The organism is Streptomyces sp. HUAS ZL42, assembly GCF_040782645.1.
Lineage (GTDB): Bacteria > Actinomycetota > Actinomycetes > Streptomycetales > Streptomycetaceae > Streptomyces.
Map to the genome: position 1 here is coordinate 3,426,527 of NZ_CP160403.1, position 25,579 is coordinate 3,452,105.

A 25,579-nucleotide genomic window follows, 5' to 3' on the forward strand; every position below is an offset into this window, starting at 1 on the left:
CTCGAAATCCGGCAACCGTGCGCTTTTAAATGTCACCGGAGGGTGCGAGCGGCAGCACGACCGCTCCCTGCGCGTCGAGCTCCAGGCGGTTGGCGGCCCAGCCGTCGCCCGCCAGATGGGCCACCTTGTCGGCGCTGTCGTCGTTGGCCAGCGCCAGCACGGTGGGGCCCGCGCCGGAGATCACCGCGGGGATGCCGTCCGCTCTCAGCCGCTCCACCAGCGCCGCGCTTTCCGGCATGGCCGGTGCGCGGTACTCCTGGTGGAGGCGGTCCTCGGTGGCGGGCAGCAGCAGCTCGGGGCGCCTGGTCAGGGCCTCGACGAGCAGGGCCGCCCGGCCCGCGTTCACGGCGGCGTCGACGTGCGGCACGGTGCGCGGGAGCAGGCCGCGCGCGGTCTCGGTCAGGACCGGCTTTCCGGGCACGAAAACCACCGGAACGATGGAATCGGCGGGCTCCATCCTGATCGCCCGCGCGGCACCGGCCTCCATCCAGGAGAGCGTGAAACCGCCGAGCAGACAGGCCGCCACATTGTCGGGGTGGCCCTCGATCTCGGTGGCGAGCTCCAGGAGGGCCGCGTCGTCGAGCCTGGCCTCGCCGCCTATGGTCACGGCGCGCGCGGCGACGATGCCGGCGCAGATGGCGGCGGAGGAGGAGCCCAGGCCGCGGCCGTGCGGGATGCGGTTGGCGCAGACGATCTCCAGTCCGCGCGGCTGGCCGCCCAGCAGGTCGAAGGCGGTACGCAGGGAGCGTACGAGAAGGTGGCTCTCGTCACGTGGCAGCGTCTCGCCGCCCTCACCCGCGATGTCGATGTGCAGCCCGGCGTCGGCCACCCGGACGACCACGTCGTCGTAGAGCCCCAGCGACAGGCCGAGGGCGTCGAAGCCCGGGCCGAGGTTGGCGCTGGTGGCGGGGACGCGCACCCGGACGGCGGCGGCGCGGAACGCTGGACCGGCCATCGCTCGATGAACTCCTTGAGCTGCGAGATTGTCGAATGACATTCGATACGTACGGGAGGACCCTCGGGGACATACGGGAGGCCCCTCGGGACCGCTTCCGGGCCGCGGAGACGGCGCGGCACCGTCCATATGCGGAGGCATATGCGGCGGGCGGGTTCAGTACAGCCTATCGAAGGTGGGTTCTGCCGCGACATAGGGCGCACAGGAGGCGCACGATGCGTGTCGTAGGCCCCCTGTGCACCCCCGATGGGGGTTACCCCTCGCCAGGACCCGTCGCGCCTCGTCAGACGAGCCCGAGGCGCTCGGCCGCCGTCGCCGCGTCGACCGGGACGGTGACGGGCTGCGGGGCGCCCGCGACGGCCCAGTCGGGGTCCTTGAGCCCGTTGCCGGTGACGGTGCACACGATGGTCTGTCCCGGGTCGACCTTGCCCTGCTCGGCGGCCTTCAGCAGGCCGGCGACGGACGCGGCGGACGCGGGCTCCACGAAGACACCCTCCTGCGAGGCCAACAGCCGGTAGGCGCGCAGGATTTCACGGTCCGTCACCTCGTCGATGAGACCGCCGGACTCGTCCCTCGCCCGAAGGGCGTACTGCCAGGACGCGGGGTTGCCGATACGGATCGCCGTGGCGATGGTCGAGGGGTCCTTGACGACCTCGCCGCGCACGATCGGAGCACTGCCGGAGGCCTGGAAACCCCACATGCGCGGGGTCTGCTTCGCGACACCGTCGGCGGCGTACTCCGTGTAACCCTTCCAGTACGCGGTGATGTTGCCCGCGTTGCCCACCGGCAGGACGTGGATGTCCGGGGCGTCGCCGAGCATGTCCACGATCTCGAACGAGGCGGTCTTCTGCCCCTCGATACGTACCGGATTGACCGAATTGACCAGCGCCACCGGGTAGTTGTCGCTGAGCTTGCGGGCAAGGGTGAGGCAGTCGTCGAAGTTGCCGTCGACCTGCAGGATCTTGGCGCCGTGGACGAGCGCCTGGCCCATCTTGCCGAGCGCGATCTTCCCCTGCGGAACGAGAACGGCCGAAACCATACCCGCGCGCACGGCGTAAGCGGCCGCGGAGGCCGACGTGTTGCCGGTGGAGGCGCAGATGACGGCCTTCGCGCCCTCCTCCTTGGCCCTGCTGATGGCCATGGTCATGCCGCGGTCCTTGAAGGACCCGGTGGGGTTGGCGCCCTCCACCTTGAGGTGGACCTCGCAGCCCGTGCGCTCGGAGAGCACCTGCGCGGGCACGAGGGGCGTGCCGCCCTCGCGGAGCGTCACGACCGGCGTGGTGTCGGAAACCGGCAGCCGGTCCCGGTACTCCTCGATGATTCCGCGCCACTGGTGGGTCATTGCTGGTTACTCTCCTTCAACCCGCATGATGCTGGCGACACCCCGCACGGTGTCGAGCTTGCGCAACGCCTCGACCGTCCCGGAGAGGGATGCGTCGGACGCACGGTGGGTCACGACGACGAGGGATGCTTCGCCGTCCTTGCCCTGCTGCCGAACCGTATCGATGGACACCCCGTGCTCGGCGAACACGGTGGCGACCTGGGCGAGAACACCCGGTTTGTCGGCAACGTCAAGGCTGATGTGGTAGCGCGTGACGACGTCCCCCATGGGCGACACGGGCAGCGCGGCGTACGCCGACTCGCCGGGCCCGGTGGCCTCGCTGAGGCGGTTGCGGCAGACGGCGACGAGGTCGCCGAGCACCGCGGAGGCCGTGGGGGCGCCGCCGGCGCCGGGCCCGTAGAACATCAGCTGTCCGGAAGCATCCGACTCGACGAACACGGCGTTGTACGCGCCGCGCACGGAGGCGAGCGGGTGGCTCAGCGGAATCATCGCGGGGTGCACGCGCGCGGTGACGGACTCCCCGTCCTCGGCCCGCTCGCAGATGGCGAGCAGCTTGATGGTGCAGCCCATCTCCCTGGCGGAGGCGAAGTCCGCGGCGGTGACCTCGGTCATGCCCTCGCGGTAGACGTCGTCGAGACGCACGCGCGTGTGGAAGGCGATTCCGGCGAGGATGGCGGCCTTGGCGGCGGCGTCGAACCCCTCGACGTCGGCGGTCGGGTCGGCCTCCGCGTACCCCAGGGCGGTGGCCTCGTCGAGCGCCTCCTGATACCCCGCCCCAGTGGAATCCATCTTGTCGAGGATGAAGTTGGTGGTCCCGTTGACGATGCCGAGCACCCGGTTGACCTTGTCGCCGGCGAGCGACTCGCGCAGCGGCCGGATCAGCGGGATGGCACCGGCGACAGCGGCCTCGTAGTAGAGGTCCTTGTCGTGCTCCTCGGCGGCGGCGTGCAGGGCGGCCCCGTCCTGGGCCAGGAGGGCCTTGTTGGCGGAGACGACGGACGCCCCGTGCTCGAAGGCGGTGGTGATGAGGGTACGGGCGGGCTCGATACCGCCGATGACCTCGACGACGACGTCGATGTCCCCACGTTTGACGAGCGCGGTGGCGTCGGTGGTGACCAGGCTCGGGTCGATGCCCTCCCTGACCTTGGAGGGCCGGCGGACGGCCACGCCCGCCAGCTCCACCGGGGCGCCGATCCTGGCGGCGAGGTCGTCGGCGTGCGTCGTCATGATGCGCGCCACCTCTGAGCCGACAACCCCACAGCCCAGCAGCGCCACCTTCAGCGGACGCGTACGCATCATCCGACCTCGTTTCCTCATACCGTCTACGGTTGGACCAGTCTCACTCACCGGACGGGAGTTTCTATGCTTCGTCCGGATTGTGAGACATCTATTTCATTTGCAGAGGGGTGGAAGACAGGAGATCTTCCGCCCCGATGCTTTCCGGCGGTTTCCGGTTCTTGTTTCCGGCGCCTGCTTCCGGTTTTTGTTTCGGTTCATCCGACATCGAGACGCAGGAGGTCCTCCTCCGTCTCCCGGCGGACGATCACACGGGCCTCGCCGTCGTTCACCGCGACGACGGGCGGACGGAGCACGTGGTTGTAGTTGCTGGCCATGGAGCGGCAGTAGGCACCCGTGGCGGGTACGGCGATGAGGTCACCCGGTGCCAGGTCGGCCGGCAGGAACGCGTCCCTCACCACGATGTCGCCACTCTCACAGTGCTTGCCGACGACGCGGGCGAGCATCGGCTCGGCGTCGGAGGTGCGGGAGACGAGGGCGACGCTGTACTCGGCGTCGTACAGCGCGGTGCGGATGTTGTCGGACATGCCGCCGTCGACGGAGACGTACGTCCGCAGCCCGTCGAGCGGCTTGATGGTGCCGACCTCGTACAGCGTGAAGGCGGTGGGCCCGACGATGGCACGGCCCGGCTCGACGGAGATACGGGGGGTGCTCAGGCGGGCGGCATCGCACTCGCGGGTGACGATCTCGGTCAGCGCCTTGGCGATCTCGTGGGGTTCGCGAGGATCGTCGTCACTCGTGTACGCGATACCGAGCCCGCCGCCGAGGTCGATCTCCGGCAGCTCGACACCGTGCTCGTCGCGAATGTCCCTGAGCAGGCCGACCACACGATGGGCGGCGACCTCGAACCCGGACATGTCGAAGATCTGCGACCCGATGTGGGAGTGGATCCCGATCAGCTCGAGCCCGTCGAGCTGAAGGGCGCGGCGCACGGCCTCGGCGGCCTGCCCGCCGGCGAGCGGAATGCCGAACTTCTGGTCTTCGTGGGCGGTGGCGATGAACTCGTGGGTGTGTGCCTCGACGCCGACGGTGATACGGATCTGGACCCGCTGCCGCTTCCCGAGGGACTGGGCGATGTGCGCGACGCGGACGATCTCCTGGAAGGAGTCGAGGACGATGCGCCCGACGCCGGCGCGGACGGCCCTTTCGATCTCGTCCGCCGACTTGTTGTTGCCGTGGAAGGCGATGCGGTCGGCGGGCATGCCGCCGGAGAGGGCGGTGGTGAGCTCGCCGCCCGAGCAGACGTCGAGATTGAGCCCCTCCTCGTGCAGCCACCGCACGACGGCACGGGACAGGAACGCCTTGCCGGCGTAGAAGACGTCGGCGTCAGCCCCGAAGGCGGTGCGCCACGCGCGGGCCCGCTCCCGGAAGTCGGCCTCGTCGAGGATGTAGGCGGGCGTGCCGAACTCCTCGGCGAGCTGCTTGACGTCGATGCCGCCGACGGTGAGAACGCCTTCGTTGTTCCGGTTGACGGTCTGGGCCCACACCTTGGGGTCGAGGGCGTTGAGGTCCGTGGGCGGAGCGGAGTAGTGCCCCTCGGGCAGGACATCGGCGTGACGGGGCCCGGCGGGATGTGCGGAACGGCTCATTGCTCTCTCTTCGGCTCTCTCAGAGGTGGTCGGGTGCGTCGATGCCGAGCAGGGACAGGCCGCCGGCCAGCACCGTCCCGGCGGCTTCGGCGAGGGCGAGCCGGGCACGGTGGGCGGCCGAGGGTTTCTCCGCGCCCCGGGGGAGCACGGTGGGCAGGAAGACGAGGGCGGCATCGGCGACGGTGACGAGGTGCCGGGCGAGACGGTGGGGGGTGCGGGCGGCGGCGGTGGCGGTGAGGATGCGGGGGTGGTCGGCGAGGGTGGTGAGGAGAAGGGTGGAGGGCGCGGTAGGCGTGATGGGGATGATGGGGGTGATGGGACGGGGACGGGGGCGGGAATCGGTGGGCTCGGCGTCGGCGACGAGCGACTCCGACCCCGACTCCGGTCCGAAACCGAGGTCGGCGGCGTTGCGGCTGATGGCCCTGGTGCGGGCGTGGGCGTAACGGACGCGGAAGAGGGGATTGCTCTCCCGCTGGACGAGATGCTCGGCGCTGATCCGGGGCCGGTCGTGCGGAGCGGGATGGAGCAGGGCCCAGCGGGCGGCGTCGGGCCCGAGGGGGGCGGGGTCCTCGGGGGCGGGGACGGGCCGTAGGTTCACGGGCTCCTGGTGATCGATCTCGACACGACCGCCCTGCGAGCCGATGACGCGCTCCAGCGTGTCGGCAAGGACCTCGGCACGCACTTCGTACGGCACATGGAGCCGGACGATCTGCCCGGCGAGCGCGTCGGAGTGCCCGTACCGCAGACCGTCGCCAAGGATGCGGCGCACAAGACCGGCCGTCGCGGAACCGGAGTCGAGGCTGATGTTGAGGAAACCGGGCCCGGTGATCTCGACGTCGGTGACGCCTTCGGCATGGCTGAGATAAGGGAGGAGCACCTCGGCCACGCGCCGCGGGGGCTGTCCGGCGGGGTGGGCGAGCTGCAGGGCGATGTTGGTGGCGTAGTCACCACAGCCACCCGGCCCCGGGACCGTCACCACGGCCCGCTCGGGAACAGTCACGCTCAGCTCCCCCTCGTCCACAGCACGACGCACCGCGTGCAGCACGGTGCGCGAGAGCTCGACGGGGGTCACGGGACAAGCGTAGGGGAGGAGGGGGGTGGGTAGGCGAGTCGGTTTGGGCAGGGGTCCGGGATGTGGACGGGTGGGGGAGGCGGCGGGCGGTGTGGGGCTCGACAGACGTGGGAACGGCGCAGGTCCGGATGGCCGGAGTGGGCGTGAGGGCACTCGGGCAGCGCCCTGGGCCGAAGCAAGGAGGAAGCGATTCGTGAGGCTGGATGCGGCGAGGCGAGGTGAGGTGCGATGGCAGATCTGCCCGGCCTCAGCCGCCGGCGTGGCCGACCGGCTCGCTGTCCTCGTCGCCCAGCGCGCTCTCCAACACCGAGGCACTCGCCCCGCCACTCCCCCGGGCACGCCTCCGCTCGACCAACTGCCGTACGAGCTGTACGAGTTCCGTCGGCTCGAAGGGTTTGGCGAGGAAGGCGTCGACGCCGACATCGAGCCCGGTTTCGACCTCGTACTGTGTGCAGGCACTGACGATGGCGAGGGGAAGATCACGGGTCCGCGGATCGGCACGCAGCCGAGCGGCAGTCCGAAGCCCGTCCAGCCGCGGCATGACCACATCCAGGGTGACTACGTCGGGCCGCACCTGATGAACGACATCCAGACACTCGGCACCATCGGCCGCGGTCACGACCTCGAGCCCCTCCAGCTCGAGATTGACCCTGATCAACTGGCGGATGACCTTGTTGTCGTCCACAACAAGCACCCGACCCGACGCGCCTGGCACAACTCGAGAGTAGGTCGGGACCGGCCATCGCGTCCGGGTTTTCCCCACTTCCACCCCACGCGAGCGACGCAGCACCGGCCCCCGACGCCGGTAAACCCGTTCATGAACACCCCGAAGGAACTGGTAGGGTTCTACCCGTCGCCGCACACACAGCGCAGCCGACACGCCCCCGTAGCTCAGGGGATAGAGCAACGGCCTCCGGAGCCGTGTGCGCAGGTTCGAATCCTGCCGGGGGCACTCGCCAGTCAGCCAGCAAGGACCAGGCTCTGACCAGGGCGAATGCCGACTTGAGAGAGCGGGAGTCAGTCTCACTGACTCCCGCTCTTTCTCGTTGTCTCTCAGTGTTCACGCACTATCTGCGATACACGCGACACGCCTCCGACACGCTCATGCGCTCCTCGGACGTAGGGCGCCCTCGACAACGTCGCGTGCCTAACGCCCTCATGGAAGAGGTGGGCGGCGCAATGGGGCGATGTTCGTGTGTGCCGATGTGGATCTAGCCCAGTCGTATTGGCGGGCAGCCGTCCGGCGACGGTGTCCGCCCGGAAGCGAGTGCGGCCCTGTGAAGGACTTGCAGGGATCATGCTCGAACCGTGAAACTGCGTCTCTTGAGTACGCCCACGCCGGACCGCTGCGAGGTTCAGGTCACCCCGCATGTGCCCGCTGCACAGCAAAGAAAGGCGAACGTGAAGAGAGTCGCCCGCACCACGCTGACCCTCATAAGTGCGTGGACTTTCTGGGGCATCCTATTCTTCGCCCCGATCCCATTCCTCCCGAAGACGTCATTCTGGGGGTTGATCACTGCTCTATTTACCTTCTTCGCCTTCCCGGCTTTCGCACTCAAGGAGACCAAGGAATGGCGCGAGGGAGGCGCTTCACGGGGAGCCAAAACAGCAATTCCGCGTCATCTGATCGGCTTCAGCCGCCACGTCGGCCTTCTGAAGGATGGACGTGGCGTCACCTATCAGATCGCCAAGGGGCCGCACGGCCCGCGGTTCACGTGGCGGTTCGACCCTGGGGTTCCCGCGAACGACTTGATGATCACGAGCCTTGTGGAAGAGGAACTTGGGCGCATCGAGAAAGAGCTCGGCTTGCCGATCAGCTTCCCCCACGCCACTCCGGAGGGCAGAGAGGCGGCACGCCAGCGCGCAGAAGCCAGCCGCCCAAGCGTTGAGCAGCTCCGTGAAGCCGCCGCCGACGGCGACGCACGGGCGCTGGAGCGACTCTGGAGCAAAACCGGAAAGCCCATCACGGATGCTGCGCAGCTCAAGGCCGGTACCCATTACCACCTCGGTTACGACATCGGCCGGTACGTCAGGAGCTTCCAGGGCCGCATGTGGGAGGGCACGGAGTTCGACGACCTGAACGACGAGGAGAACGGTTACGGCACCTGGCATGTGTTCGCCACGGCCGAGACCACCCGATCAGAAGGGTCTCGGGTCTCGACGGAACAAATCCGCATTAGCGCTGCTGGGGGTGACCCCGATGTGCGTCTAATCCCCGCCTCCCAGGACGAGGCAGTCCGCGTCTTCGAGGAGTTGCACGCCGCTCACGTGGCATGGGACTCCCGCCGCAAGTCGCGTTAGCACTCCGATCGAAGTCAGATTGGAGTATTAGAGGGCGGTCCGACTCTCCCGGACCCGCCCTCTAAGCGTAAATGAAACGGACGCCTATGCGGCGTCTCCGTCTTCCTCCAACGCCTTTGCGATCTTCGCGTTGGCGGCTTCCTCATGACCGTCAATGCAACCGTGGTAACGGCGATGGATCACCTCGGGTGAATTCCCAACGCGGCGGGCCACCTCTGCGATCGGGACTCCCGCATTCAGCCACCGCGTAATGCAGGCATGCCGCAGGTCGTACGGACGCCCCGCCAACGGCGAGTCGACGCGCTCAGGTGGGAGCGCATACTCCCGCGCTTCCTCCCACACCCGCCAATAGGTCGATGAGCCGACCACGCCCCCACGCTCGTTCCCGAACACGCGCCCTTCCTTGGCCGTACCGAAAGCGTCCAGGTGCGCCCGCAGTATCGCCACCAAGACAGGCGGGATAGGCACCGGACGGTCGCTCTTGGCCTCCCGCGCCTTCAGCCCGCGACGGTCGTGACGTTCGCCGGAATCGGTCCACTGCTTCCCGGAGACGGGACGCGTCTCCCGGAGCGTCAGCGTGCCCCATCCTGCGTCCGGGAGATGGCAGTCAGACCGCCTCAGCCCGACCGCCTCAGCCGGACGCAAGCCCGCGTAGTACAGGACCGCGTAGAAAGCCACCAGGCGCCTCCCACGGCAGCGATCCCACGATCCGACGTAGGACACTGCCGCGAGCAACTGACGGGCTTGTAGGGCATTCACGAGGACGCGCCGGTCCACCACGTCATTGGAGCCCACGTGCTTCCGGCGGGCGCGCTGAAGCGGGTTCTCTGAGAGGTCGCCCGCGACCACCGCGTGTTCAAGGGCGGTGTTCAGGGCTCGGCGGCGGCGCCTGTACGTGTCGCCCGCCGCCGGGGTGCCGTCCAGCTTGTACCCGAGGCGATAGAGCACGTCCTCGAACACCGCAGCGTCTGCCACATCGCCCACCGGGCGATCCGTCGTCGTGAGCCATTCGTACGCGGCTTTGAGGTCGGCCGGCGGGTCCTCCCCAGCATTCGCGGGCACGATCCCCCACCGGAAGGCCAACCGCAATTGCTCATCCGAAGGAGCGCCGTCCCCGCGCTTGACCATGGCGAGCGTCACGGCTGCAAGACCGTCCGCCATGCCCTCTCGGGTCTTGGCTGCACTCGTACGCCACCGCCCTGCGACGTACTTGCGGCAGAACTCGAACCACCGCAATGGCGGTTCAACCTCTGCGGCTTTCGCCGCTTCCGCTGCCGCGCGGACCTCAGACTCAGGCTGTCCGCTTGCGATCTCGAAAGCCTCACCCCGGCGCATAGCCTGCCGCAATTCCGAGCTTCGGTTTTCAGCGAGTGCCGACGTGGCGAACGTCGCACTACTCACTTTCCCGCCTACGACCCAGCGCAGTTGGTACGGGCGCGCTTTCCGATTGACCTTCGTGACTTTCCAAATTCGGATATCGAGCGAATACCCCGGCTTGGCCTCCCCGTGCGGTCGGAGAACAGGACCGTTGTCATCCGTGCTCACGCAGCGTCCTCCCGCTCTGCAAGCCAACGTTCGTATTCCGACCGCCGGATCCGTACGTCGCCGTTGGGGAGCTTGATGGCGCGGGGCGCTTTACCGAGTTGGCGCCACCGGTAGAAGGTCGACGGGGCGACCTTCAGATCAGTGATGACCTCTTCGACGGTCATCTTCTCGTCCCGCGTGGGGGCGCTCATTCCGCCTTCCCTTCGGCTTGGTCCGCACCGGACAGCCCGGACAGCTCCAATTCCGACTGTCCGGGGTGTTCGTGCTGGTCAGAGGGCATAACCGGACAGCCGGACAGTGCGGACACCTCTTGCACGCCCTCTGTCCGAGCGTCGGTGTCCGGGTAGTACCGGCCGCTGGGGTCCTTGGTGAGCTGTCCGGCGTCGGCCATCCGGTTGCAGGTGCGCCGGATCGTGTCCAGGTCGACGTTCGGCAACTCGCCTGCCATGTCCTTTGGTTTGGCACCGGGGTGAGCGCGGACGTAGCGCAGGATCGTGGCGCGGGTGTCGCTGACGGTGTGGTCAGTGACCGGCCCGTCCAGCAAATGCCAGGCTCCGGAGGCGGGTTGGAAGCTGAGGGCGTACTCGGCTTCGTCGACGTCGCGGCCGGTGACGTGCAGGATGCCGTCTGCCTGCCCGCGGGCCCGCTTCAGTACGAGCGTGGCGTCAGCGGCTCCGGCAATGCCGTTAGTGCCGGACACCTCCGTGAGGAAGTCCTCGGAACCTGCTTTGCGGACGTGGTGGACGAGGACGACGGCCACCCCGTAGTGGTCGGCGAGCCGCTTGGCGTAGCCGACGGCGACATAGTCCGCGTCGTACGCCGACACCCCTGCCGGTGCCTGTCCGCGCATCTTGGCGAATACGTCGATGACGACCATGCGCGCGTCGGGGTTGCGCTCCAGCCACTGGGCGATGGCCTCCGTGCCGCCTTGGGGGAAGGGCGGGCATTCGGTGACCAGTGTCAGCCCGGCGGGGGCCGGCTGGCCTCCGAGGAGCTTGCCCATGCGGGTCTGGAGACGGCGCGGGGTGTCTTCCAGGGCGAGGTAGAGCACCGGTCCGCCCTGAACGGGCACGGAGTCGAACGCCTTGCCTCCGGCCGCCACAGACAGGCCCAGTCCGAGGGAGAGCCAGGACTTGCCGACCTTGGGCGGCCCGGCGAGCACGCTGACGCCCTCGGCGAGGATGCCGGGCACGGCCCATTTCGGCTCGGGGAAGTGCGCGGCCATGAGCTGATCGGCCGTCCATGCGGTCCGCGGGCGTTCCCGCTTCGGCGGCGCGGCGGGTGCCGTCTCGGGGTCGCTGGGCACGGAGTACAGGTGCAGGGGCGGGATGGGGTTGGTACTCATGCGGCGACCGTCCGGGGGCGCCGGGCTCCGGCCCTGAGCCCGGAGGCGATGGTGCGCTGTGCCTCGCGCTCGCTCTGGCCGACTTGGATCGCGGCCGTGAGGAGCCAGCCGGTGACGTCGGCTTCGCTCAACTCGCCTCCGGCAACAAGCTGTCCGAGAGCAACCGCGGCGATGAAGAGCGCGTTGTTGTGTTCGTGTGGGCCGGAGTTGGTGACCCGCTGAACTTCCCCTTTGACGGCGGACCGCAGGAAAGCGGCGCACCGTCCGCGGCCGGTGAGGGCGACCGTGATGGGCGTCTGCGGGGGGAGGGGGGCCGGGCGCAGCAGTTCGGCAAGCCAGCCCGGCAGAGGCGCCACGGGGGCGTTGCGGACGATTTCGTACGGGTGTCCAGTGAAGGTGCTGCCCGCGCCGACCACGAGACCGCCCCACGCGCGGGTGTCGACCTTCCAGCCCAGTCCGCGGGCGCTGTCCCCGGCGGTGTTGCGCAGAGACTCGCCCTCGGGGGCGGCGAAGTACAGGTGGATGCCGCCGCTCCAGGTGCGGACGGTATGGGTGTCGGTGGGGAAGGGCTGGCCGTGGCGCTCGCAGAGCACGGCGAGCACGTCGGCGCCGTCCGTGACGTCGTGCTCGGCCCAAGCGGCCGGCGGTGTGTCGCCGGGGTGCTTGGGCTTGTCCAGGTCGATGACGACCAAGCCGGAAGGGCCGGTGGCGATGCCGACGTTGAAGGCGTCCGCAGACCACGCGCGGGTGATGCGGTCCGGGTCGGTGGTGGCGCGAGTCTCCCAGTCGGAGACGGCCGGGCGCTTGTCGCCGGGGATGAGGGGGAAGACGCGCCAGCCACGCGACGCTGCGTCAAGCGCGGCGGTGAGCTGGGCAGAGCCGTCCGGGTACGGCATGCTGGGGGTTCTCCTGTTCTGTCTACGGATGGGCAGGGAGAACCGCGGCGGCGGGCGACCTTGCTGGGGAGTCCCGCCGCCGCGGCGTTGCTACTGGTTCTTGGCCCAAGCGGCGTACTGCTGCCGGACGTAGTGGCGCGGGTCGCAACTGCCGTGGACGTCGTCCAGGTCCATCAGCCGGTGTGCGGCCTTGGTGGCGACGTCCACCGCATCGCTGGTGACGCTGTCGGCTTCGTTGCTCAGCGCGATCCGGTCCAAGAGCGCGGCCTTTCGCAGCCAGAACTCCCGGTTCAGCCCGTCGTAGAACGGCCTGTCGGCCGCCGTGCGGGCGGTCCATCCGATCTCGCTGACGATGCTCGGGGCGAGCGTGTACGCCTCCTCTGGCGTGGGGCGCGCCTCCGGCCCGGGACGGTAGTCGGCGGTGACGTACAGGCGGGTGCGCTTGCCGTCCCGGGTGGGGTACTGGCGTGCCAGGCCGGTGTCGAACGCGGCGGCCAGGGCGCGGCTGACGCGGTCAGTGTCGGCCGGGGCGCAGATAACGCGGATCTCGAACATGGATCAGTGCTCCTTGCCGGTGCTGACGGATGGCAGTTCGGGCAGCCCGGCGGCTTCCACGGCCTTGAAGTCGAAGCCGGGCAGGGCGGCGCGGGTGATGAGGGCTTGGGCGAGCTGTTCGGCGTAGGCGGCGCCGGTGCGGGCCACCTCGATCTGGGCTCCGGTGCGCAGGGCCTCGACGCGCTCGAGGTGGGCGTGTTCCTCGCGGCGCGCGCTGGTCTGCCGCTCGTACGCGATGCGCTCGCGGCGGTCGGTGCGCCAGTACCGCGCGGCGAGCCCGTAGGCGACGGCCGTGGCCAGCACCCACAGCAGCAGCGGCAGGGACAGCCCGTCGGCGTATCCCGCGACCCCGGCCAGGGCGAGCCCGCCCGAGGCGGCGAACGCGGTTCCGGCGATCACGGAGTCTCCGGCCCTGCCGATGCTCGCGCACACGCCAGCTGCGGCGGCTCCGAGGGACAGCACGGTCATGAGCACGGCGTTGCCAACGGAGTGTTCGGCGCCGTTGGCGTTCCAGATGCGGGCCAGGATCAGCACGGTGGACGTGGCGATGGCGGGCGCGGCCTTGGGCGCGATGATGGCGAGCCAGTGCCGGGCGATGATCTGTTCGTTCATGGCCAGGCTCCTCACAGTTGCTGGATGGCGTGGATGACGGCGGTGGCGAGCTGGTTGATGGGTCCGGCGGCACCCGTGGAGGCGAGGAAAAAGCCGAACCCGGCGGCGATGAACGCGCCGCCGTATCCGAGGGACTTGGAGCGCAGGAGGAAGAACAGGACGAGTCCGAACAGGGCCACGAGCGAGACGGTGACGGCCACGGGCGGAACTCCCTTCGGGTGCTGTGGGCGGGTGGTCAGTTGGTGCCTTCGCGGTAGATCCGCTGGGCGCGGTTGAAGAGCCAGCGGCCGACGCGTATGCGCTTGCCGGTGGCCTTGCAGCGGCGGCAGCTCTTGCCGCGCTTGGGCCGTCCCTTGCGGTCGGTGGTGAGCGCGTAGCCGAAGCCGTTGCACGTGCGGCAGGTGCCGAACGGGCTGGCCGCACACATTCCGGCGTAACCGAGCGTGACGAGCATCAGGCAGGCGATAGCAAGGGCGATGGGGGTCATGAGGGGCCCTTCCAGGCGGTTTCCGGGATTTCCGCAGGTGGGGTGCTATGCACTAGATCGCAGATCAGGTGCTATGTAGGGTGCTAGCGGGGGTGCTACCAGTAGCAGGGCGAGGTGCTACCGGTAGCACCGTCCAGGGCTAGGCGGCGCCCCGCTTTTGGTCACGCTCCGCAATCGCCTTTGTGAGGTCTGCGCGTGCGATACCGCGGCGGGTGGTGCGGGTGCCGTCGTCGGTGGTCCCGGCCACGTCGCGGGTCTTGATGCCGTGCGGCTTGAGCGCGGACGTGACGTTCTCGCCCTTCCAGCCGCCGTAGACCTCCGGCCGCAACTCGGCCAGCCGGACAGCGATCCGCTCGTTCCACACCCGCTCCTCCGACGGCGGCACAACCGCGGCGACGTCGGCGAGCAGGTCGTAGGACGGCCCGGTCACGGCCTCGGCGTCCTCGCCGAGCGCGTGCCCGGACAGGGTTTTCTCGGCCTTGCGCAGCGCGTGCGCGCGCTGGGCGATGGCGTGGGTGGCGTTGTCGTCGAGGTAGGCGGTGCGCACCACGACCGGCAGCGCGGTGGCGCCGGCGAGGTAGCCGTTACCGGCGTCGATCTCCGGGCGGAACGAGGTGGCGCGCACGCCGTTCTTGTACGCGGACGTGCCCAGGATCATGTCGTTCTCGACCTGGCCTGCGACCTTGAGGGCGAAGCGGATGGACACGTTGCCGCTGATCCCGGTCGGCAGGGAGTCCTTGTCCGGACGCTGTGTGGCCAGGATGAGGATCACACCCAGCGCGCGGCCGAGCTTGATGATGAACTCGGCGTCCTCACCAGCCTGTTTGCCGTACTTGGGGTGACCGAACAGGTTCTGGCACTCATCGAACACCCCAACCAGCGGCCACAGCTTCAGCGAGCGCTTGTCGGCGATCTGCCGAGTGATGCGCTTGTCCGGGCACAGATCCCGCGGCAGCTTCTTGATCGCCGCGGCGCGGCGCATGACCTCTTCACGCAGCAGCTTCAGGGAGTCGGCCGCGTACTTGATCGAGTCGTCGTCGATGCCGGAGACGAACCGGTGGCTGACGCATTCGAGGGAGTCCAGGTCGCCGGTGCCCTTGTTCTCGTGCAGCCACAGTTCCACCGATGGGTCCAGGGCGGCGCCGCACGCGAGGACGCGCACGGAGGCGGTCTTGCCCTGGCCGGGCAGCGAGCCGATCAGGATGTTGTGCTGGATCATCGGCACCGACTGAGCCCGGCCGCGCGGGTCGATGCCGAACGGGTTCCGCTTGAAGATGTCGTGCCGCCGGGCGCTGGCCAGCTGCCACTTGACCATGCCGGTCTTGGACAGGTCCCGGTCCCCCACCCACAGGATGAGGCGCCCCTCGTGCTCGCTGGGGTCGGCGTCCGGCCACACGCAGCCCAGCGGGCGGCGCAGGCCGGAGGCGAGCCGGGCGCGCCGGTCGGCCACATCGGCGACTGTGACGCCCAGCGGGAGGTCGATGTCCGCGCGCCAGCCCGGTCCCTCGCGGGTGATCGGGGCGACGAACTTGATGCCGTCCTGGCCCTTGGCGACAGCGGTGGCGATCTGGCCGATGCCGATGGATGCCATGGCCTTGATGACGATGTCGCTGGTCAGCTTCTGTACCTCGGTCTTGATGACGGCGCGGGTGGCCAGCGGCGCATCCGCCGGGGCGCCCAGCCAGCCCAGCGTCAGCACGGTGAGCGTGGCGGAGATGACCTGCGTTCCCGGCTCGGCCCCGTAGATCAGGAAGAGGCCCATTCCCAGGGCGAACACGGCACCGATCACGGTGAGGAGCATCCGCAGCCGCACCCGGCGGTCACGCTGGCGGGACAGCTTCAGGTACAGCTCGGAGTTCTCCCGGCGCGCCTCCGCCTGCCGCAGCGGCTCGCCCTCCGCGTCGACCGCCCAACGGCCCACGCGCATCAGGGTGTTGGCCAGGCCGCGCGGCGAGCGCCAGATCAGCTTGGGCACGTACAGGAACGGCACGCGGACCGTATGGAAGGCGATGGTGTGCCAGACGTGCCCGGCCAGCCACTTCATCGCGTCCTTGAACTCGGCACCCGACTTCAGCCACGTAGGGATGACGTCCAGCCGCTTGGAGTCGCGGATGCGGTCGATCAGACCGGGGCCCGACTGAGTCGGCGCGGGGCGGTCGACCAGGGTCGGGCCGGAGTCGTCCGACTCCCCCTCGCCCGGGTCGGCCGACTGGTCGGGCCCGGAGTCGGGCGTGCGGTCGGCCGACTCGGTACGGGCCGACCGGGCCTTGTCGAGGTCGACCACGTCGCCGTCGGAGTCGGACGTCATCTCGGCTTCCAGCCGGTTGAAGAGTTCGTTGTCGTCGTCGGGGTGTTTCACTGAGGGTTCCTTCTCTCGGGAGGGATGCGGGGCCCGGCCGCTGCTTTGGTCGGTTGAGACCGGGCCCCGTGCTGGATGGGTCAGGCGGCGCACTGTTCCTCGGGGTAGGCGCAGAGGATGCACATCCCGAGCGAGGTCGGGATGCAGTAGCTGTAGGTGATCTGGCAGTTGGGGCAGGTGCGGCGGGCGAGCATCGCCAGGGCGAGCGCGCCCCACTTGCGGGAGGTCATCGGCCGCACCGGCTTCGCGCGGTCGACGCGGTACAGGTAGGCGACCTGCACGCCCGTCTTGCGGCCTCGGTGGCGGCGCATCACCTGCGCGGCAACCGGCTGGCCACCCGGCCGCAGCCCGGCCGCCCGCAGCTGTCGGCGAGTGGCGTAGCCGTCCGGAGCGAACCGCCACGGGAACGTAGGGACCCCGAACCGCGCGCCAGAGGGGTCGAAGCACTTGGCGTAGGCGGTCATCCGGCAGCCACCCCCACCACGGGCATATCGGTGCTGGCACCGGTGCGTCCGGCACGCCGTCCGGTGACAGTGGCGAACAGCCGCCCCAGCCCGGCACGGCGGGTTCCGGCGCGGGTCTGTTTGGCCGCGTACATCGCCTCATCGGCCCGCCGCAGCAGCCCGGACAGGTCCTCGCCGGGGAAGTCGACGGCGCGCACCCAGCCGAGCGAGACCGTGGTGCGTACGGAAGGATCCTGGCCGTCGACCGGACGGGCGAGCACACGGTGCAGCACGGCGAGCAGATCACTCGCGGTGCCGTGGTCGTCGATCAGGACGGCGGCGAACTCATCGCCCCCAAGCCGCCCAGCCACCCCAAAGCGGCCGACGTGGTCCGCAAGCCGGGCCGCGGTCGCCTTCAACAGCGCGTCTCCAGCAGCGTGGCCGAAGGTGTCATTGATCTGCTTGAAGCGGTCGACATCGGCCAGCACCACGACCGCCCGCGGATCCCGCAGCAGGGCAGTGGCGCGGCGTGTGAATGCCTCGCGCGTCCGCAGGCCAGTCAGGGGGTCACGGCGGGCGACGTTCAGGCGCCGCCGCAGCCACAGCGTGTGCGCCGTCCAGCCCGAAGCGACCGGAGCCGCCGCGGCCAGCATGGTCACGAAGGTGTTCATGCCGCCGCCCCCTGGGTGTCGTCGTCGCCGTCGACGGAGTGCAGGCGGCGCCCTTCGGCCCGCTCGGTCAGCAACGCATCGCGCAGGACACGGGAGTTGGCGGCCGAGCAGTGCAGCGAGGTGCGGATGGCTTCCGCGTTGATCGCGTCATCCGCCCAGTCGGCCGTGACCTCACGCGCCTCGGCGAGCAGTGCCGCCGGGGTCCGCGGCGACTTGGCAGCCTTGCCCTTGCCCTTGGTGCCAGCCGGGCGCTTGCGCGGCGACTTGGACGCCTCCGGCTTCGGCGTCTCCGCCTGCTGCGGCAGCAGGGGCGGCACGTCCTCACTCGCCGGGGCCAGCTCGCCCAGCTTCAGCAGCACACGTTCCGGGCGCGGGGTCTTCGACCGCCACCGCCGCCCGTGCCGCTCGCGCAGCCGGGCGCGGGCCAACTGCCGCTCGCGCTCCCGCTTCAGCGCCTCGGCGTAGGAGGTGATCTCCCACAGCGTCATCCGCCGCCACAGGGCGAACGTCGACAGCGGGGCGAGCATCCAGCGGGAGAACCGCACCTTCTCCATCCGCCGGCCGGTCGCGGCGCCGATCCGTACGGCGTAGACATGGGCGCCGATCTCGGAGAACACCACCCACAGCAGCGGCATCGTGCCGTGCGCGATCTTCGCCCACAGCGAGTGCCCGGCCGCGACGTTCAGCCCGCAGGTGACCAGCGTCAGCGCCCACGGCACGAACCGCACCCACGCCAACGCCATATCCATCCGGATCAGCAGCAGGTTGGCCACGGTGAACACCGGAATGGCGACGTCGATGCCGACCGGCAGCATCCACGGCGAGCTGAAGCCCCACCGCGCGGCGGCAGAGGAGACCGCGTCGAATGAGGCGATCAGCCCCAGTGCACCGACACCGGCCGCTGCCAACGCGCCTAATCCGGCGAGCCCAGTCTCCGGCTTCGTCAGTGGCGGCACGCCCGCGCGTGCCGTCTCGGTTGCGGTCGTCATGCCGCCGCCCCCTTCCGGGAGGACCGGCGGCGCCTCGCCGGGCGCGCCAGCGGGACGACGTTGAACAGCTCCGGAGCGTGCGCCTCGATCACCTCGGCGGCGATACGGGCCACGTCGTCCGGCAGGCTGCGGTACTCGGGGTCGGCGAGGATGTCGCGCGCCGCATCCAGACGGGCCGCGCGCTCTTCATCCGTCTCGCCCTCCACCCCGAGCCACAGCTCAACCGGCGTACCAAGGGCGAGTTCCACGAAGTCTTCAGCGGAGACGGCCTGTTGATGGCCGATGTACGTACGCAAGACGTTCTCCTTAGTCGAAGGGCAGGGAGATGACCGATGGCAGGCGACCTTGCTGGGGAGTCCCGCCAGTCGGACACGTGCACGATCAAGGCGGTACGGCGTCCGGAGCTCCCGGAGGACCTTGAGATACATGTATTACGTGTTCCTCATCTTGCAGCGGGGGGTTCGCTCCGTCAAGCCCCTTCGGCTGTTTTGAGTTCTGCGAGCTCCCCGCGCTCGATGTACCTACAGATTGGCGTCGGTGGCGGCGACGTTCGACTTCGCGGATGTACGGCTCAAGTCGTCCTTAGCTACTGTGAAGTCGAACCAAGTCGTCCCAAGAAGTCGGAGGTTGGCGTGGCGAACGAGCGGCTACGCGGCGCGATAGTGGACTTGGGCCTGACGCTCGATGAGGTTGCCGAACGACTCGGGGTCGCGGCCAAGACGGTGGAACGATGGATCAACGAACCTGAGCGCAAGCCATATCGGCGTTTCCAGTTCGCAACAGCCTCGCTGTTGAAGTGCGAAGTGTCGTACCTGTGGCCGGACGAACGGACGTCAGCTGAGGTCGTGGCCGCTGGCAACGCGGAGTTGGTCAGGCTCTATCCGCACCGGTCCGTCGTGATGCAAACCCTCTGGACGAACCTCTACTCCAAGGCGACCCGTCAGTTTGACCTGCTGGTTTACTCCGGGTTCTGGCTCACGGAGGACGCGTCGTTCCACCGCATCGTGAAGGAGAAGTCAGCCGACGGAGTGCCCATCCGCTTCATTCTGGGAGAGCCCACGTCGCCGGCCGTGGCCGTGCGCGGTGAGGACGAAGGGATCGGCGCGGCGATGGCAGGGAAGATCCGAAACGCTCTCATCAACTACGGTCCGCTCTTTGGCCTCCCCGGGGTGGAGTTCCGGCTGCACGGTACGACCCTCTACAACTCGATCTACCGAGCCGATGACGAGATGCTGGCGAACGGGCACCTCTACGGCGTCGGCGCCTACATGGCCCCCGTGTTGCACCTGCGGCGCGTGCCCGGCGGTGAACTCTTTGACGCGTATGCCGAGAGCGTTGACAAGGTCTGGGAATCGGCCCGGCCGATCTCTTCACCTGCCGATTGGGAAGGCGCTACCGGATGAGCCGCATCGACTACTTCCGCGACCCGAACGCCCCTCAGGCCAACTCGGTGGTGCCATCGGTCACCGCAGTCGTCCGGGACGACGCGGGACGATTGCTGCTCATTCACAAGACGGACAACGATCTGTGGGCGCTGCCCGGCGGTGGCCACGACATCGGGGAGCGCATTGGTGACACCGTCGTCCGTGAGGTCGCAGAAGAAACCGGCATTGACGTTGAGATAGACAGCATCGTGGGGCTCTACACCGACCCTGCACACGTCTTGGCGTACGACGACGGAGAGGTCCGGCAACAGTTCTCCATCTGCTTCCGAGCCCACCCCGTCGGCGGTTCCCTGCGCACGAGCAGTGAGTCAAAAGAGGTCCGCTGGGTTGACCCAGCGGACCTTGACCGATTGGACATTCACCCGTCAATGATGCTGCGCATCCGACACGGCCTCGATGAATCGCGGCGGGAGCCTCACATCGGCTGACTGCCAGCAGAGACCTGCGCCAACCGGTCATCAACCCGCTTCGTCGCTGCGTGGATCTCGGGGGCCGCGCGATGGATGAACCGCCCGACAATCGTGTCCGGGCCGTACCGCTGCACGATCTCGTCCAACCGTGCGGCCGGCGTGGTCTGCGTCCCGTCGGGCGTCGTTGTCATGTCGCAGTAGAGCAAGGCGTCAACCAGGTCTGGGCGCTCTAGCTCGAACTCGCCCTCTAGCTCCTGCCTCAGTCCGCGTTCGTCGGCTTCCAGCAGGGCGCAGGAGTGGTGAGCCACGAGACGAACAACCCGTTCGTCGGCCCCTTCCTGGTCTCGGAGGAACCGCGCGCCGTCCAGCGGGTGGAAGCCTGTAGCGGCGATGGCCGGCGAGTACCCAATGTCATGCAGCACCGCGGCAGCTTCCAGCAACTCGCCATCGCCCCCCATGATCGGGGCCAAGGAGCGGGCACGCTTGGCGACCCCCAGCGAGTGCGCCCACCGACGCGGCAGCGGATCAGACAGCAACGATTCGGAGAGCGAGTACGCCCACTCAGTCAGTCCCATGGCGGCCAAGGCTACGGCCGAACCGCGGGAGTCGGGAGAGCGCGCACTGTCCGCCCCTTGCCATGAACGGTGGCAAGCAGGCCGTTTCCCTCCATTTGGGCCAGGACACGGCGCACTGCGGTACGGGACGCTCCGAACCGCTCGCACAGTTTCGCCTCGGACGGGTACGTGTCACCCACTGACAGCGAGTCCTCCGTGATCACATCGGTCAGCCGTTCCGCGAGAGATCGACGGTCGCCGCCCCGAACGACTCGCCACCCGATGCCGGGAGCAGACTCAACAACACCCTCGGCTTCGAGAACCTTAAGAGCACGACGGATCGTGTTGCGGGAGACGCCATGCATGTCCATGAACTCAGCCTCAGACGGCAGGGCGCCGCTGCCCTGTTCTGCCTCGATCTCGTTTCGCAGCGCCTCTGCAATGACCAGGTATGTTCCGCGCGGACTGGCCTCCGGCACTTCGGCTCCTCTCGCTCTTCATCGCTCGCTGCCAAGGGTGCCACGAGGCACACAACACGTCATTGGACGGGCAGTGTCCTACCTGTCCGGCTGTCCGGATAAGTCGCTGACCTGCGACAAGAGACCGGACAGGCGAAGGGCGGGCTGTCCGGGCTGTCCGCTTGCGCACGCCGCGGCTCCCCGGTGCGCCGCCCCCGCATGGCCGGCCTGCCGAGCCGTGAGTGAAATTGCTCGAAGTGCTGACGTGCAGCGCGCAGTTGTGGAAACATCCCGCTATGTCTTGGCAGATGGCTTTGGAATACCTTCGCACGCTCGTCTGGCCAGCCGTTGTGCTGACTCTTGGCTTTACCTTCAGGAAGCAACTGGCATCACTGTTCGGTCGCGTCGAGTCTGTTGAGACTCCCCTTGGAACAGTAGCCTTTGAAAAGCAGGCTGATGCAGTTGCTCAGGAAGCTGCCGAAATTGAGAGCGAGATGGCTGGCGAGCTGGCGGCAGCACAGACGAATACCTCAGAAATAGATGATGTGGAAACTCGCGAAATATCGACCGGAGAACCGCAGCAGATCACTCGACCGCAAAATTTGAGTAGCGATTTCTCCGATCTTTTTGAACTTGCCGAGACGGAAACAACTGCCGCCGTCATGGCCGCATGGCGCGAGGTAGAAAGGGCGGTGAAGACCGCCGGAATAAAGCACGGCCTTACACCAATAACTTCGCAGACCTTGTCCGGCATGGGATTGCTTTCCGATGAACTCGCCAGGTCCGTTGAGGACCTGCGCCATCTGCGGAATCGAGTCGTCCATGAAGGCGATATCCTCCTAACGAAGAGTGGCGCACGATCGTATATCACTGCCGCGCAACGCATCGTAGAAGCCTTGGAGCTATCACAGGATCCGAGGTTCCAAGCGCTCCAATACGAACGTTCCGTAGTTCACGCCTTGGGGCGCGCGGGACTTCCTGCCGAACCGGGAAACAGAGACGATGAATTCGACGCTTACGGGCAGACTCCAGCCAGTACCACAATTGCAGTAGAAGTCAGATTTCGACGTCGAGGTGAGCTAAGCCTTCACGATATCGAGAAGGTGATTTCCAAGCTCCCCACCCTCGCCGCAAATGTCCTCGTTGTAACCAATGCACCACTGGCCCAAGAGGTGCATGAATTTAACTCTACCTACAACGCCCGGCCGCGCTTCGAAGTAGTGCAATGGCAGGGCGATAGGGATACGCCCTTGCTGGCTCGGGCCATTGGGCGCCTGAGCGGTTGATCGGCGCGCTGTGCACAGAGGCTGTAACACCCCGGGTGTTACAGCCCGTCGGCGGAGCCGACCCCTCATTGGGCGCAGGAGCCGGAGGCGACTTCCGAATGCTCATTCAAACAACTCAGATTGCCCCGGCGAGATAGAGCGACTTCTCGAATTGCGCGCTCGCCGCTGAATCACTTCCTCAATGGGACCCAGCGTCTCAACAACCGCCGCATTATAGAGCCAGTGCAACGTACCTTCGCGCTCCAGGTTACCGGTAACCCGGATCGCAAGGTCTTCTTCATGAGCCCTAACAGCCTCATGATAGTCCTCATCAGAGGCCAGTCGGACTCGCACCTTCTTGGGTTGGCCACTTTCGAGAGAGTCGATTCCGAATACGCCTGGACTCCCCGCCTCTTTTTTTGCAAGGAGGTGTACCCGACCAACAATGGTCTTACGTTCGGACCGACTGTCTGACGCAAGTTCATTGGCCGCCTTTTCCAGGACGGGTGCGTCACTACCTCGCAGATCGAAAGTGACGGATGCGGACTCCCCTGGAATCGGACGACTAGGGTCCCATTCAACCGTGATGTCCGCACCGTCAGACTGAGAAGCCATGCCCAATAGGGCAATAGCCATTTCGTATGAGACTCCCTGCTGCACGCCGGCAGCGAACCCCGTCATCGAATGAGTGGTCTTGTAGTGGTCGAGAGCTTCAACTGTTGCACCTACCGCACGCACGACAGCCAGATTGATTTCGCGAGACTGAGCGACGTTCGAGCCTGTCAGATCAGGACTCGCAGACTGAACGCCTCCCCGAAGAGGAACAGCGGCCGCCGTCGGCGCGTAGGCAGTGACGATGTAACTGCCAGGGGCAGTCTGCCCCATCAAGATGCCCTCAAGATAACGATTGGCAAATTGACCGAACTTGTTACTGAAATGTCGGACGGGATCAACAAATGCCTTAGCTCCAGCCAAAAGAGCTTTTCGTGCCGACAGGATCAGCTGCTCCCCTTCACGCCATGCAATCATCCCACTAGGCGCAGAGGACTCTTTCCTGAACCTAAATTCATCTGCCGTCTGCACGATGAGTCGCGGCGACAGGACACGAGTCCACAAGTCGCGGTCGTCGGCCAACTGCCTCAGTGCGGCGTTCATCATGAAGGAAAAGTCTGGAGCTTCCGTATCGAGCGGAACCAGGAGAGTGGCCGGACCGGAAGGACTGGCGCCCGGAGGAGCCAAGCGATTATACGCCCCATCCCTCGCCCCAACCATCTGCCACCCTGCTTCTTCCAGGACAGATGCAAGCCTACGGGGATCCACGTTGCCGGGGATCACCGAGGAATCAAGGCTGTTCATTCAACGATTCACCCCTATCAAGCTTGTCGAGGATAAGAGTCAAAGAAGAGGCATCAAATATATTCGCGGTTGGAACCCTTATGGTGGGACTCGCGACGCCCTGCTTGGCTATTTGCCCCTCCAGTGAAGCCCAATAACAACAGTAATTGAGCTCCAATCGATCATGACTGGCGCGGGTCCAATCCATCTGTCGATGCGACGTGACCATAACGACCAATATGGCCTTGGGCGTACTCCTCACCAGCGAGAGGTGTTCGAAGTACTCACGCTTCTTGAACTGATAGCTGAATTCAGTTTTAGACGGGTCCGGGCGGATGGTAGTGGTGTTCTTTAGCTGCACGTACACACTGGCCTCCTGCTTGCCAGTGATCACCGGGGGGCGGGCGAGCAGTGCATCCATACCATAGATGTCACGTCTGACAGCAGTCATAGCGCAGCCGGCCGTCGCAGCGACGCTGGCAACGTAGCCTTCCTGAAGTTGCTCCATGCATGCAGTGAAGGTGTTCTTGTTCACCGCTTCTATGCGACTGACCGGGGCGCGCTTGACCCCCGTGTCTCCGGCAGATTGCACCAACCGACTCCCCCCTCCCACTTGCAGGGTAGATCGACTTGGGCCAACTGCACACCCATGGTGAAGGATTTAGTACTCAGGGTGTCTACATGCGGTGACCAACGCCTAGCGTCCCAGGTGTCCGGCTGTCCGGTTACGCTCTCACCTACACAAACAGCCCGGACAGCTCAGGGTGCCGGTGTCCGGGCTGTCCGGTCACAGACGGCTGCAACACCCAGGGGGTTACAGCCCGTCGGCGAAGCCGACCTCTCAATGGGCGCAGGAGCCGGAGGCGACTTCCGACTGCGCACTATCTGCGATACAGGAGGGCACCGCGCGCCTCCATCGATCAAGGATCGTGCTGGTCAGGGCTCATTCGCAAGCCCAACTGTGATTGGGCTCCGGAGCCGTGTGCGCAGGTTCGAATCCTGCCGGGGGCACTCGCCTGGGAACAGCAGAAATCAAGCGCTGACCAGGGCGGATGCCGACACCAAGGGCGGGACTCAGTCTCACTGAGTCCCGCCCTTTGTCACTGCCGCGCACTGGTCTCGATAGACCTGCGATAGAGGCACGCCGACGGCCCTACGAGAACAAACTGGGTCTTCGAACTTGAACGGTGTGGCGTGCTCAGCAGCCTGATCATCCGATGCTGTCGGCGATCTGGACTGGGTGCTGTCCTGGATGCAGCGCGCCCCGGGTGCATGATTGCGCCGAGCCGCGGTGGCCCAAAAACCGTTCGCCGAGCAGGTCCGCCAGGTCCCCGCGGGCTGGTGGATCGCCCACTGGGTGCGCGCTGTGGGCTCCACAGTCGTGCAGGCCGCCCGCGACCTGCACCTGTCCTGGCCTGTGGTGATGGACGCTTTCCGAACGGAAGGCCAGCAAGTGACAGCCCTTGCGTTGGCGCCGGTCGTCCGATCCGTGCACGATTCCTCGCCTGTGCCACCCGCCCGGCCTGCGGTGTCAGTTCATCGGGGGAGCGGAGGGCCCAAGACAACGCTTCCCGGTTCAGGTCGACAGCGACATCAGTAGAACCCCGCAATCCTGCACGTACTCGCTCCTGTCCAAGGGGCCATTGTCAGTCGCC

At 67.3% G+C, this 25,579-nt stretch carries 27 protein-coding genes and 1 tRNA gene; 5 read left to right on the forward strand and 23 right to left on the reverse strand.

Annotated features, from left to right (window positions below; all coding sequences use genetic code 11):
* Positions 1-25: 25 nt before the first annotated feature.
* The 6 genes from thrB to ABZO29_RS15590 form a co-directional block, all read right to left on the reverse strand.
* Positions 26-955 (reverse strand): homoserine kinase, encoded by a 930-nt coding sequence (thrB, locus tag ABZO29_RS15565; protein ID WP_367320782.1) that lies wholly within the window; start codon positions 953-955, stop codon positions 26-28.
* A 283-nt stretch (positions 956-1,238) separates the two neighbouring features.
* Complete coding sequence (gene thrC / locus ABZO29_RS15570; protein ID WP_367320783.1) at positions 1,239-2,297, reverse strand: threonine synthase; 1,059 nt, start codon at positions 2,295-2,297, stop codon at positions 1,239-1,241.
* 6 nt (positions 2,298-2,303) lie between these two features.
* The gene (locus ABZO29_RS15575) at positions 2,304-3,596 is read right to left on the reverse strand and encodes a homoserine dehydrogenase (protein WP_367320784.1); all 1,293 of its coding nucleotides are present in this window, start codon (positions 3,594-3,596) and stop codon (positions 2,304-2,306) included.
* 194 nt (positions 3,597-3,790) lie between these two features.
* Positions 3,791-5,182: a diaminopimelate decarboxylase gene (gene lysA / locus ABZO29_RS15580; RefSeq protein ID WP_367320785.1), complete on the reverse strand. Its 1,392-nt coding sequence runs from the start codon at positions 5,180-5,182 to the stop codon at positions 3,791-3,793.
* Between the two features lie 19 nt (positions 5,183-5,201).
* Positions 5,202-6,254 carry an ArgS-related anticodon-binding protein NrtL gene (nrtL, locus tag ABZO29_RS15585; RefSeq protein WP_367320786.1) on the reverse strand — a complete coding sequence of 351 codons (1,053 nt, stop codon included), beginning with the start codon at positions 6,252-6,254 and terminating at the stop codon, positions 5,202-5,204.
* Between the two features lie 247 nt (positions 6,255-6,501).
* On the reverse strand, positions 6,502-7,017 hold the full coding sequence (locus ABZO29_RS15590; RefSeq protein WP_367326148.1) for a response regulator: 516 nt from the start codon (positions 7,015-7,017) through the stop codon (positions 6,502-6,504).
* Between the two features lie 117 nt (positions 7,018-7,134).
* On the opposite strand from ABZO29_RS15590, the gene ABZO29_RS15595 reads away from it, so the two are divergent.
* Positions 7,135-7,206, forward strand: a tRNA-Arg gene (locus tag ABZO29_RS15595).
* A 356-nt stretch (positions 7,207-7,562) separates the two neighbouring features.
* A complete protein-coding gene (locus tag ABZO29_RS15600) occupies positions 7,563-8,555 on the forward strand; it encodes a hypothetical protein (RefSeq protein WP_367320787.1) in 993 nt (330 codons plus the stop codon).
* Positions 8,556-8,639: 84 nt separating this feature from the next.
* On the opposite strand, the gene ABZO29_RS15605 is transcribed toward ABZO29_RS15600, so the two are convergent.
* The 13 genes from ABZO29_RS15605 to ABZO29_RS15665 form a co-directional block, all read right to left on the reverse strand.
* Positions 8,640-10,100 carry a tyrosine-type recombinase/integrase gene (locus ABZO29_RS15605; protein WP_367320788.1) on the reverse strand — a complete coding sequence of 487 codons (1,461 nt, stop codon included), beginning with the start codon at positions 10,098-10,100 and terminating at the stop codon, positions 8,640-8,642.
* A complete protein-coding gene (locus ABZO29_RS15610) occupies positions 10,097-10,291 on the reverse strand; it encodes a helix-turn-helix transcriptional regulator (RefSeq protein WP_367320789.1) in 195 nt (64 codons plus the stop codon). The genes ABZO29_RS15605 and ABZO29_RS15610 overlap by 4 nt, the downstream gene beginning before the upstream one ends.
* The gene (locus ABZO29_RS15615; protein WP_367320790.1) at positions 10,288-11,445 is read right to left on the reverse strand and encodes an AAA family ATPase; all 1,158 of its coding nucleotides are present in this window, start codon (positions 11,443-11,445) and stop codon (positions 10,288-10,290) included. Before ABZO29_RS15615 ends, ABZO29_RS15610 begins: the two co-directional genes overlap by 4 nt.
* A complete protein-coding gene (locus ABZO29_RS15620; protein ID WP_367320791.1) occupies positions 11,442-12,341 on the reverse strand; it encodes a bifunctional DNA primase/polymerase in 900 nt (299 codons plus the stop codon). Before ABZO29_RS15620 ends, ABZO29_RS15615 begins: the two co-directional genes overlap by 4 nt.
* A 90-nt stretch (positions 12,342-12,431) precedes the next feature.
* Positions 12,432-12,896 carry a hypothetical protein gene (locus tag ABZO29_RS15625; protein ID WP_367320792.1) on the reverse strand — a complete coding sequence of 155 codons (465 nt, stop codon included), beginning with the start codon at positions 12,894-12,896 and terminating at the stop codon, positions 12,432-12,434.
* A 3-nt stretch (positions 12,897-12,899) separates the two neighbouring features.
* A complete protein-coding gene (locus tag ABZO29_RS15630) occupies positions 12,900-13,508 on the reverse strand; it encodes a hypothetical protein (RefSeq protein WP_367320793.1) in 609 nt (202 codons plus the stop codon).
* Positions 13,509-13,519: 11 nt separating this feature from the next.
* Entirely contained in the window at positions 13,520-13,708 is a 189-nt protein-coding gene (locus ABZO29_RS15635) for a hypothetical protein (RefSeq protein WP_367320794.1), read from the reverse strand.
* A gap of 35 nt (positions 13,709-13,743) precedes the next feature.
* On the reverse strand, positions 13,744-13,995 hold the full coding sequence (locus ABZO29_RS15640) for a hypothetical protein (protein ID WP_367320795.1): 252 nt from the start codon (positions 13,993-13,995) through the stop codon (positions 13,744-13,746).
* A 139-nt stretch (positions 13,996-14,134) separates the two neighbouring features.
* Positions 14,135-16,354, reverse strand: a complete 2,220-nt coding sequence (locus ABZO29_RS15645) for an FtsK/SpoIIIE domain-containing protein (protein WP_367320796.1) — start codon at positions 16,352-16,354, stop codon at positions 14,135-14,137.
* An 80-nt stretch (positions 16,355-16,434) separates the two neighbouring features.
* The gene (locus ABZO29_RS15650) at positions 16,435-16,818 is read right to left on the reverse strand and encodes an RRQRL motif-containing zinc-binding protein (protein ID WP_367320797.1); all 384 of its coding nucleotides are present in this window, start codon (positions 16,816-16,818) and stop codon (positions 16,435-16,437) included.
* Positions 16,815-17,468 carry a GGDEF domain-containing protein gene (locus ABZO29_RS15655; RefSeq protein ID WP_367320798.1) on the reverse strand — a complete coding sequence of 218 codons (654 nt, stop codon included), beginning with the start codon at positions 17,466-17,468 and terminating at the stop codon, positions 16,815-16,817. Before ABZO29_RS15655 ends, ABZO29_RS15650 begins: the two co-directional genes overlap by 4 nt.
* A complete protein-coding gene (locus tag ABZO29_RS15660; protein WP_367320799.1) occupies positions 17,465-18,457 on the reverse strand; it encodes a DUF2637 domain-containing protein in 993 nt (330 codons plus the stop codon). Before ABZO29_RS15660 ends, ABZO29_RS15655 begins: the two co-directional genes overlap by 4 nt.
* On the reverse strand, positions 18,454-18,753 hold the full coding sequence (locus ABZO29_RS15665) for a hypothetical protein (RefSeq protein ID WP_367320800.1): 300 nt from the start codon (positions 18,751-18,753) through the stop codon (positions 18,454-18,456). Before ABZO29_RS15665 ends, ABZO29_RS15660 begins: the two co-directional genes overlap by 4 nt.
* 336 nt (positions 18,754-19,089) lie before the next feature.
* Between ABZO29_RS15665 and ABZO29_RS15670 the strand changes: the two genes are divergently transcribed.
* Positions 19,090-19,860 (forward strand): helix-turn-helix domain-containing protein, encoded by a 771-nt coding sequence (locus ABZO29_RS15670; RefSeq protein ID WP_367320801.1) that lies wholly within the window; start codon positions 19,090-19,092, stop codon positions 19,858-19,860.
* Positions 19,857-20,330: an NUDIX domain-containing protein gene (locus ABZO29_RS15675; protein ID WP_367320802.1), complete on the forward strand. Its 474-nt coding sequence runs from the start codon at positions 19,857-19,859 to the stop codon at positions 20,328-20,330. The genes ABZO29_RS15670 and ABZO29_RS15675 overlap by 4 nt, the downstream gene beginning before the upstream one ends.
* Here the strand turns inward: ABZO29_RS15675 and ABZO29_RS15680 are convergent.
* Together ABZO29_RS15680 and ABZO29_RS15685 are read right to left on the reverse strand one after the other, a co-directional pair.
* Positions 20,318-20,887 (reverse strand): HD domain-containing protein, encoded by a 570-nt coding sequence (locus ABZO29_RS15680; protein ID WP_367320803.1) that lies wholly within the window; start codon positions 20,885-20,887, stop codon positions 20,318-20,320. The two genes, ABZO29_RS15675 and ABZO29_RS15680, sit on opposite strands and share 13 nt — an antisense overlap.
* A gap of 11 nt (positions 20,888-20,898) precedes the next feature.
* Positions 20,899-21,345, reverse strand: a complete 447-nt coding sequence (locus tag ABZO29_RS15685) for a winged helix-turn-helix domain-containing protein (protein WP_367320804.1) — start codon at positions 21,343-21,345, stop codon at positions 20,899-20,901.
* Between the two features lie 221 nt (positions 21,346-21,566).
* Between ABZO29_RS15685 and ABZO29_RS15690 the strand changes: the two genes are divergently transcribed.
* Positions 21,567-22,610 (forward strand): hypothetical protein, encoded by a 1,044-nt coding sequence (locus ABZO29_RS15690; RefSeq protein ID WP_367320805.1) that lies wholly within the window; start codon positions 21,567-21,569, stop codon positions 22,608-22,610.
* Between the two features lie 102 nt (positions 22,611-22,712).
* Here the strand turns inward: ABZO29_RS15690 and ABZO29_RS15695 are convergent, their stop codons facing one another.
* Entirely contained in the window at positions 22,713-23,747 is a 1,035-nt protein-coding gene (locus ABZO29_RS15695) for a hypothetical protein (RefSeq protein ID WP_367320806.1), read from the reverse strand.
* Positions 23,748-23,931: 184 nt separating this feature from the next.
* Complete coding sequence (locus ABZO29_RS15700) at positions 23,932-24,459, reverse strand: DUF4365 domain-containing protein (protein WP_367320807.1); 528 nt, start codon at positions 24,457-24,459, stop codon at positions 23,932-23,934.
* Positions 24,460-25,579: the final 1,120 nt, after the last annotated feature.

Coding starts and splice junctions, on each gene's coding strand:
- thrB (WP_367320782.1), bottom strand. CDS start 955: ATGGCCGGTCCAGCGTTCCGCGCCGCCGCCGTCCGGGTGCGCGTCCCC.
- thrC (WP_367320783.1), bottom strand. CDS start 2,297: ATGACCCACCAGTGGCGCGGAATCATCGAGGAGTACCGGGACCGGCTG.
- ABZO29_RS15575 (WP_367320784.1), bottom strand. CDS start 3,596: ATGATGCGTACGCGTCCGCTGAAGGTGGCGCTGCTGGGCTGTGGGGTT.
- lysA (WP_367320785.1), bottom strand. CDS start 5,182: ATGAGCCGTTCCGCACATCCCGCCGGGCCCCGTCACGCCGATGTCCTG.
- ABZO29_RS15610 (WP_367320789.1), bottom strand. CDS start 10,291: ATGAGCGCCCCCACGCGGGACGAGAAGATGACCGTCGAAGAGGTCATC.
- ABZO29_RS15615 (WP_367320790.1), bottom strand. CDS start 11,445: ATGAGTACCAACCCCATCCCGCCCCTGCACCTGTACTCCGTGCCCAGC.
- ABZO29_RS15620 (WP_367320791.1), bottom strand. CDS start 12,341: ATGCCGTACCCGGACGGCTCTGCCCAGCTCACCGCCGCGCTTGACGCA.
- ABZO29_RS15625 (WP_367320792.1), bottom strand. CDS start 12,896: ATGTTCGAGATCCGCGTTATCTGCGCCCCGGCCGACACTGACCGCGTC.
- ABZO29_RS15630 (WP_367320793.1), bottom strand. CDS start 13,508: ATGAACGAACAGATCATCGCCCGGCACTGGCTCGCCATCATCGCGCCC.
- ABZO29_RS15640 (WP_367320795.1), bottom strand. CDS start 13,995: ATGACCCCCATCGCCCTTGCTATCGCCTGCCTGATGCTCGTCACGCTC.
- ABZO29_RS15650 (WP_367320797.1), bottom strand. CDS start 16,818: ATGACCGCCTACGCCAAGTGCTTCGACCCCTCTGGCGCGCGGTTCGGG.
- ABZO29_RS15655 (WP_367320798.1), bottom strand. CDS start 17,468: ATGAACACCTTCGTGACCATGCTGGCCGCGGCGGCTCCGGTCGCTTCG.
- ABZO29_RS15660 (WP_367320799.1), bottom strand. CDS start 18,457: ATGACGACCGCAACCGAGACGGCACGCGCGGGCGTGCCGCCACTGACG.
- ABZO29_RS15675 (WP_367320802.1), top strand. CDS start 19,857: ATGAGCCGCATCGACTACTTCCGCGACCCGAACGCCCCTCAGGCCAAC.
- ABZO29_RS15680 (WP_367320803.1), bottom strand. CDS start 20,887: ATGGGACTGACTGAGTGGGCGTACTCGCTCTCCGAATCGTTGCTGTCT.
- ABZO29_RS15695 (WP_367320806.1), bottom strand. CDS start 23,747: ATGATGAACGCCGCACTGAGGCAGTTGGCCGACGACCGCGACTTGTGG.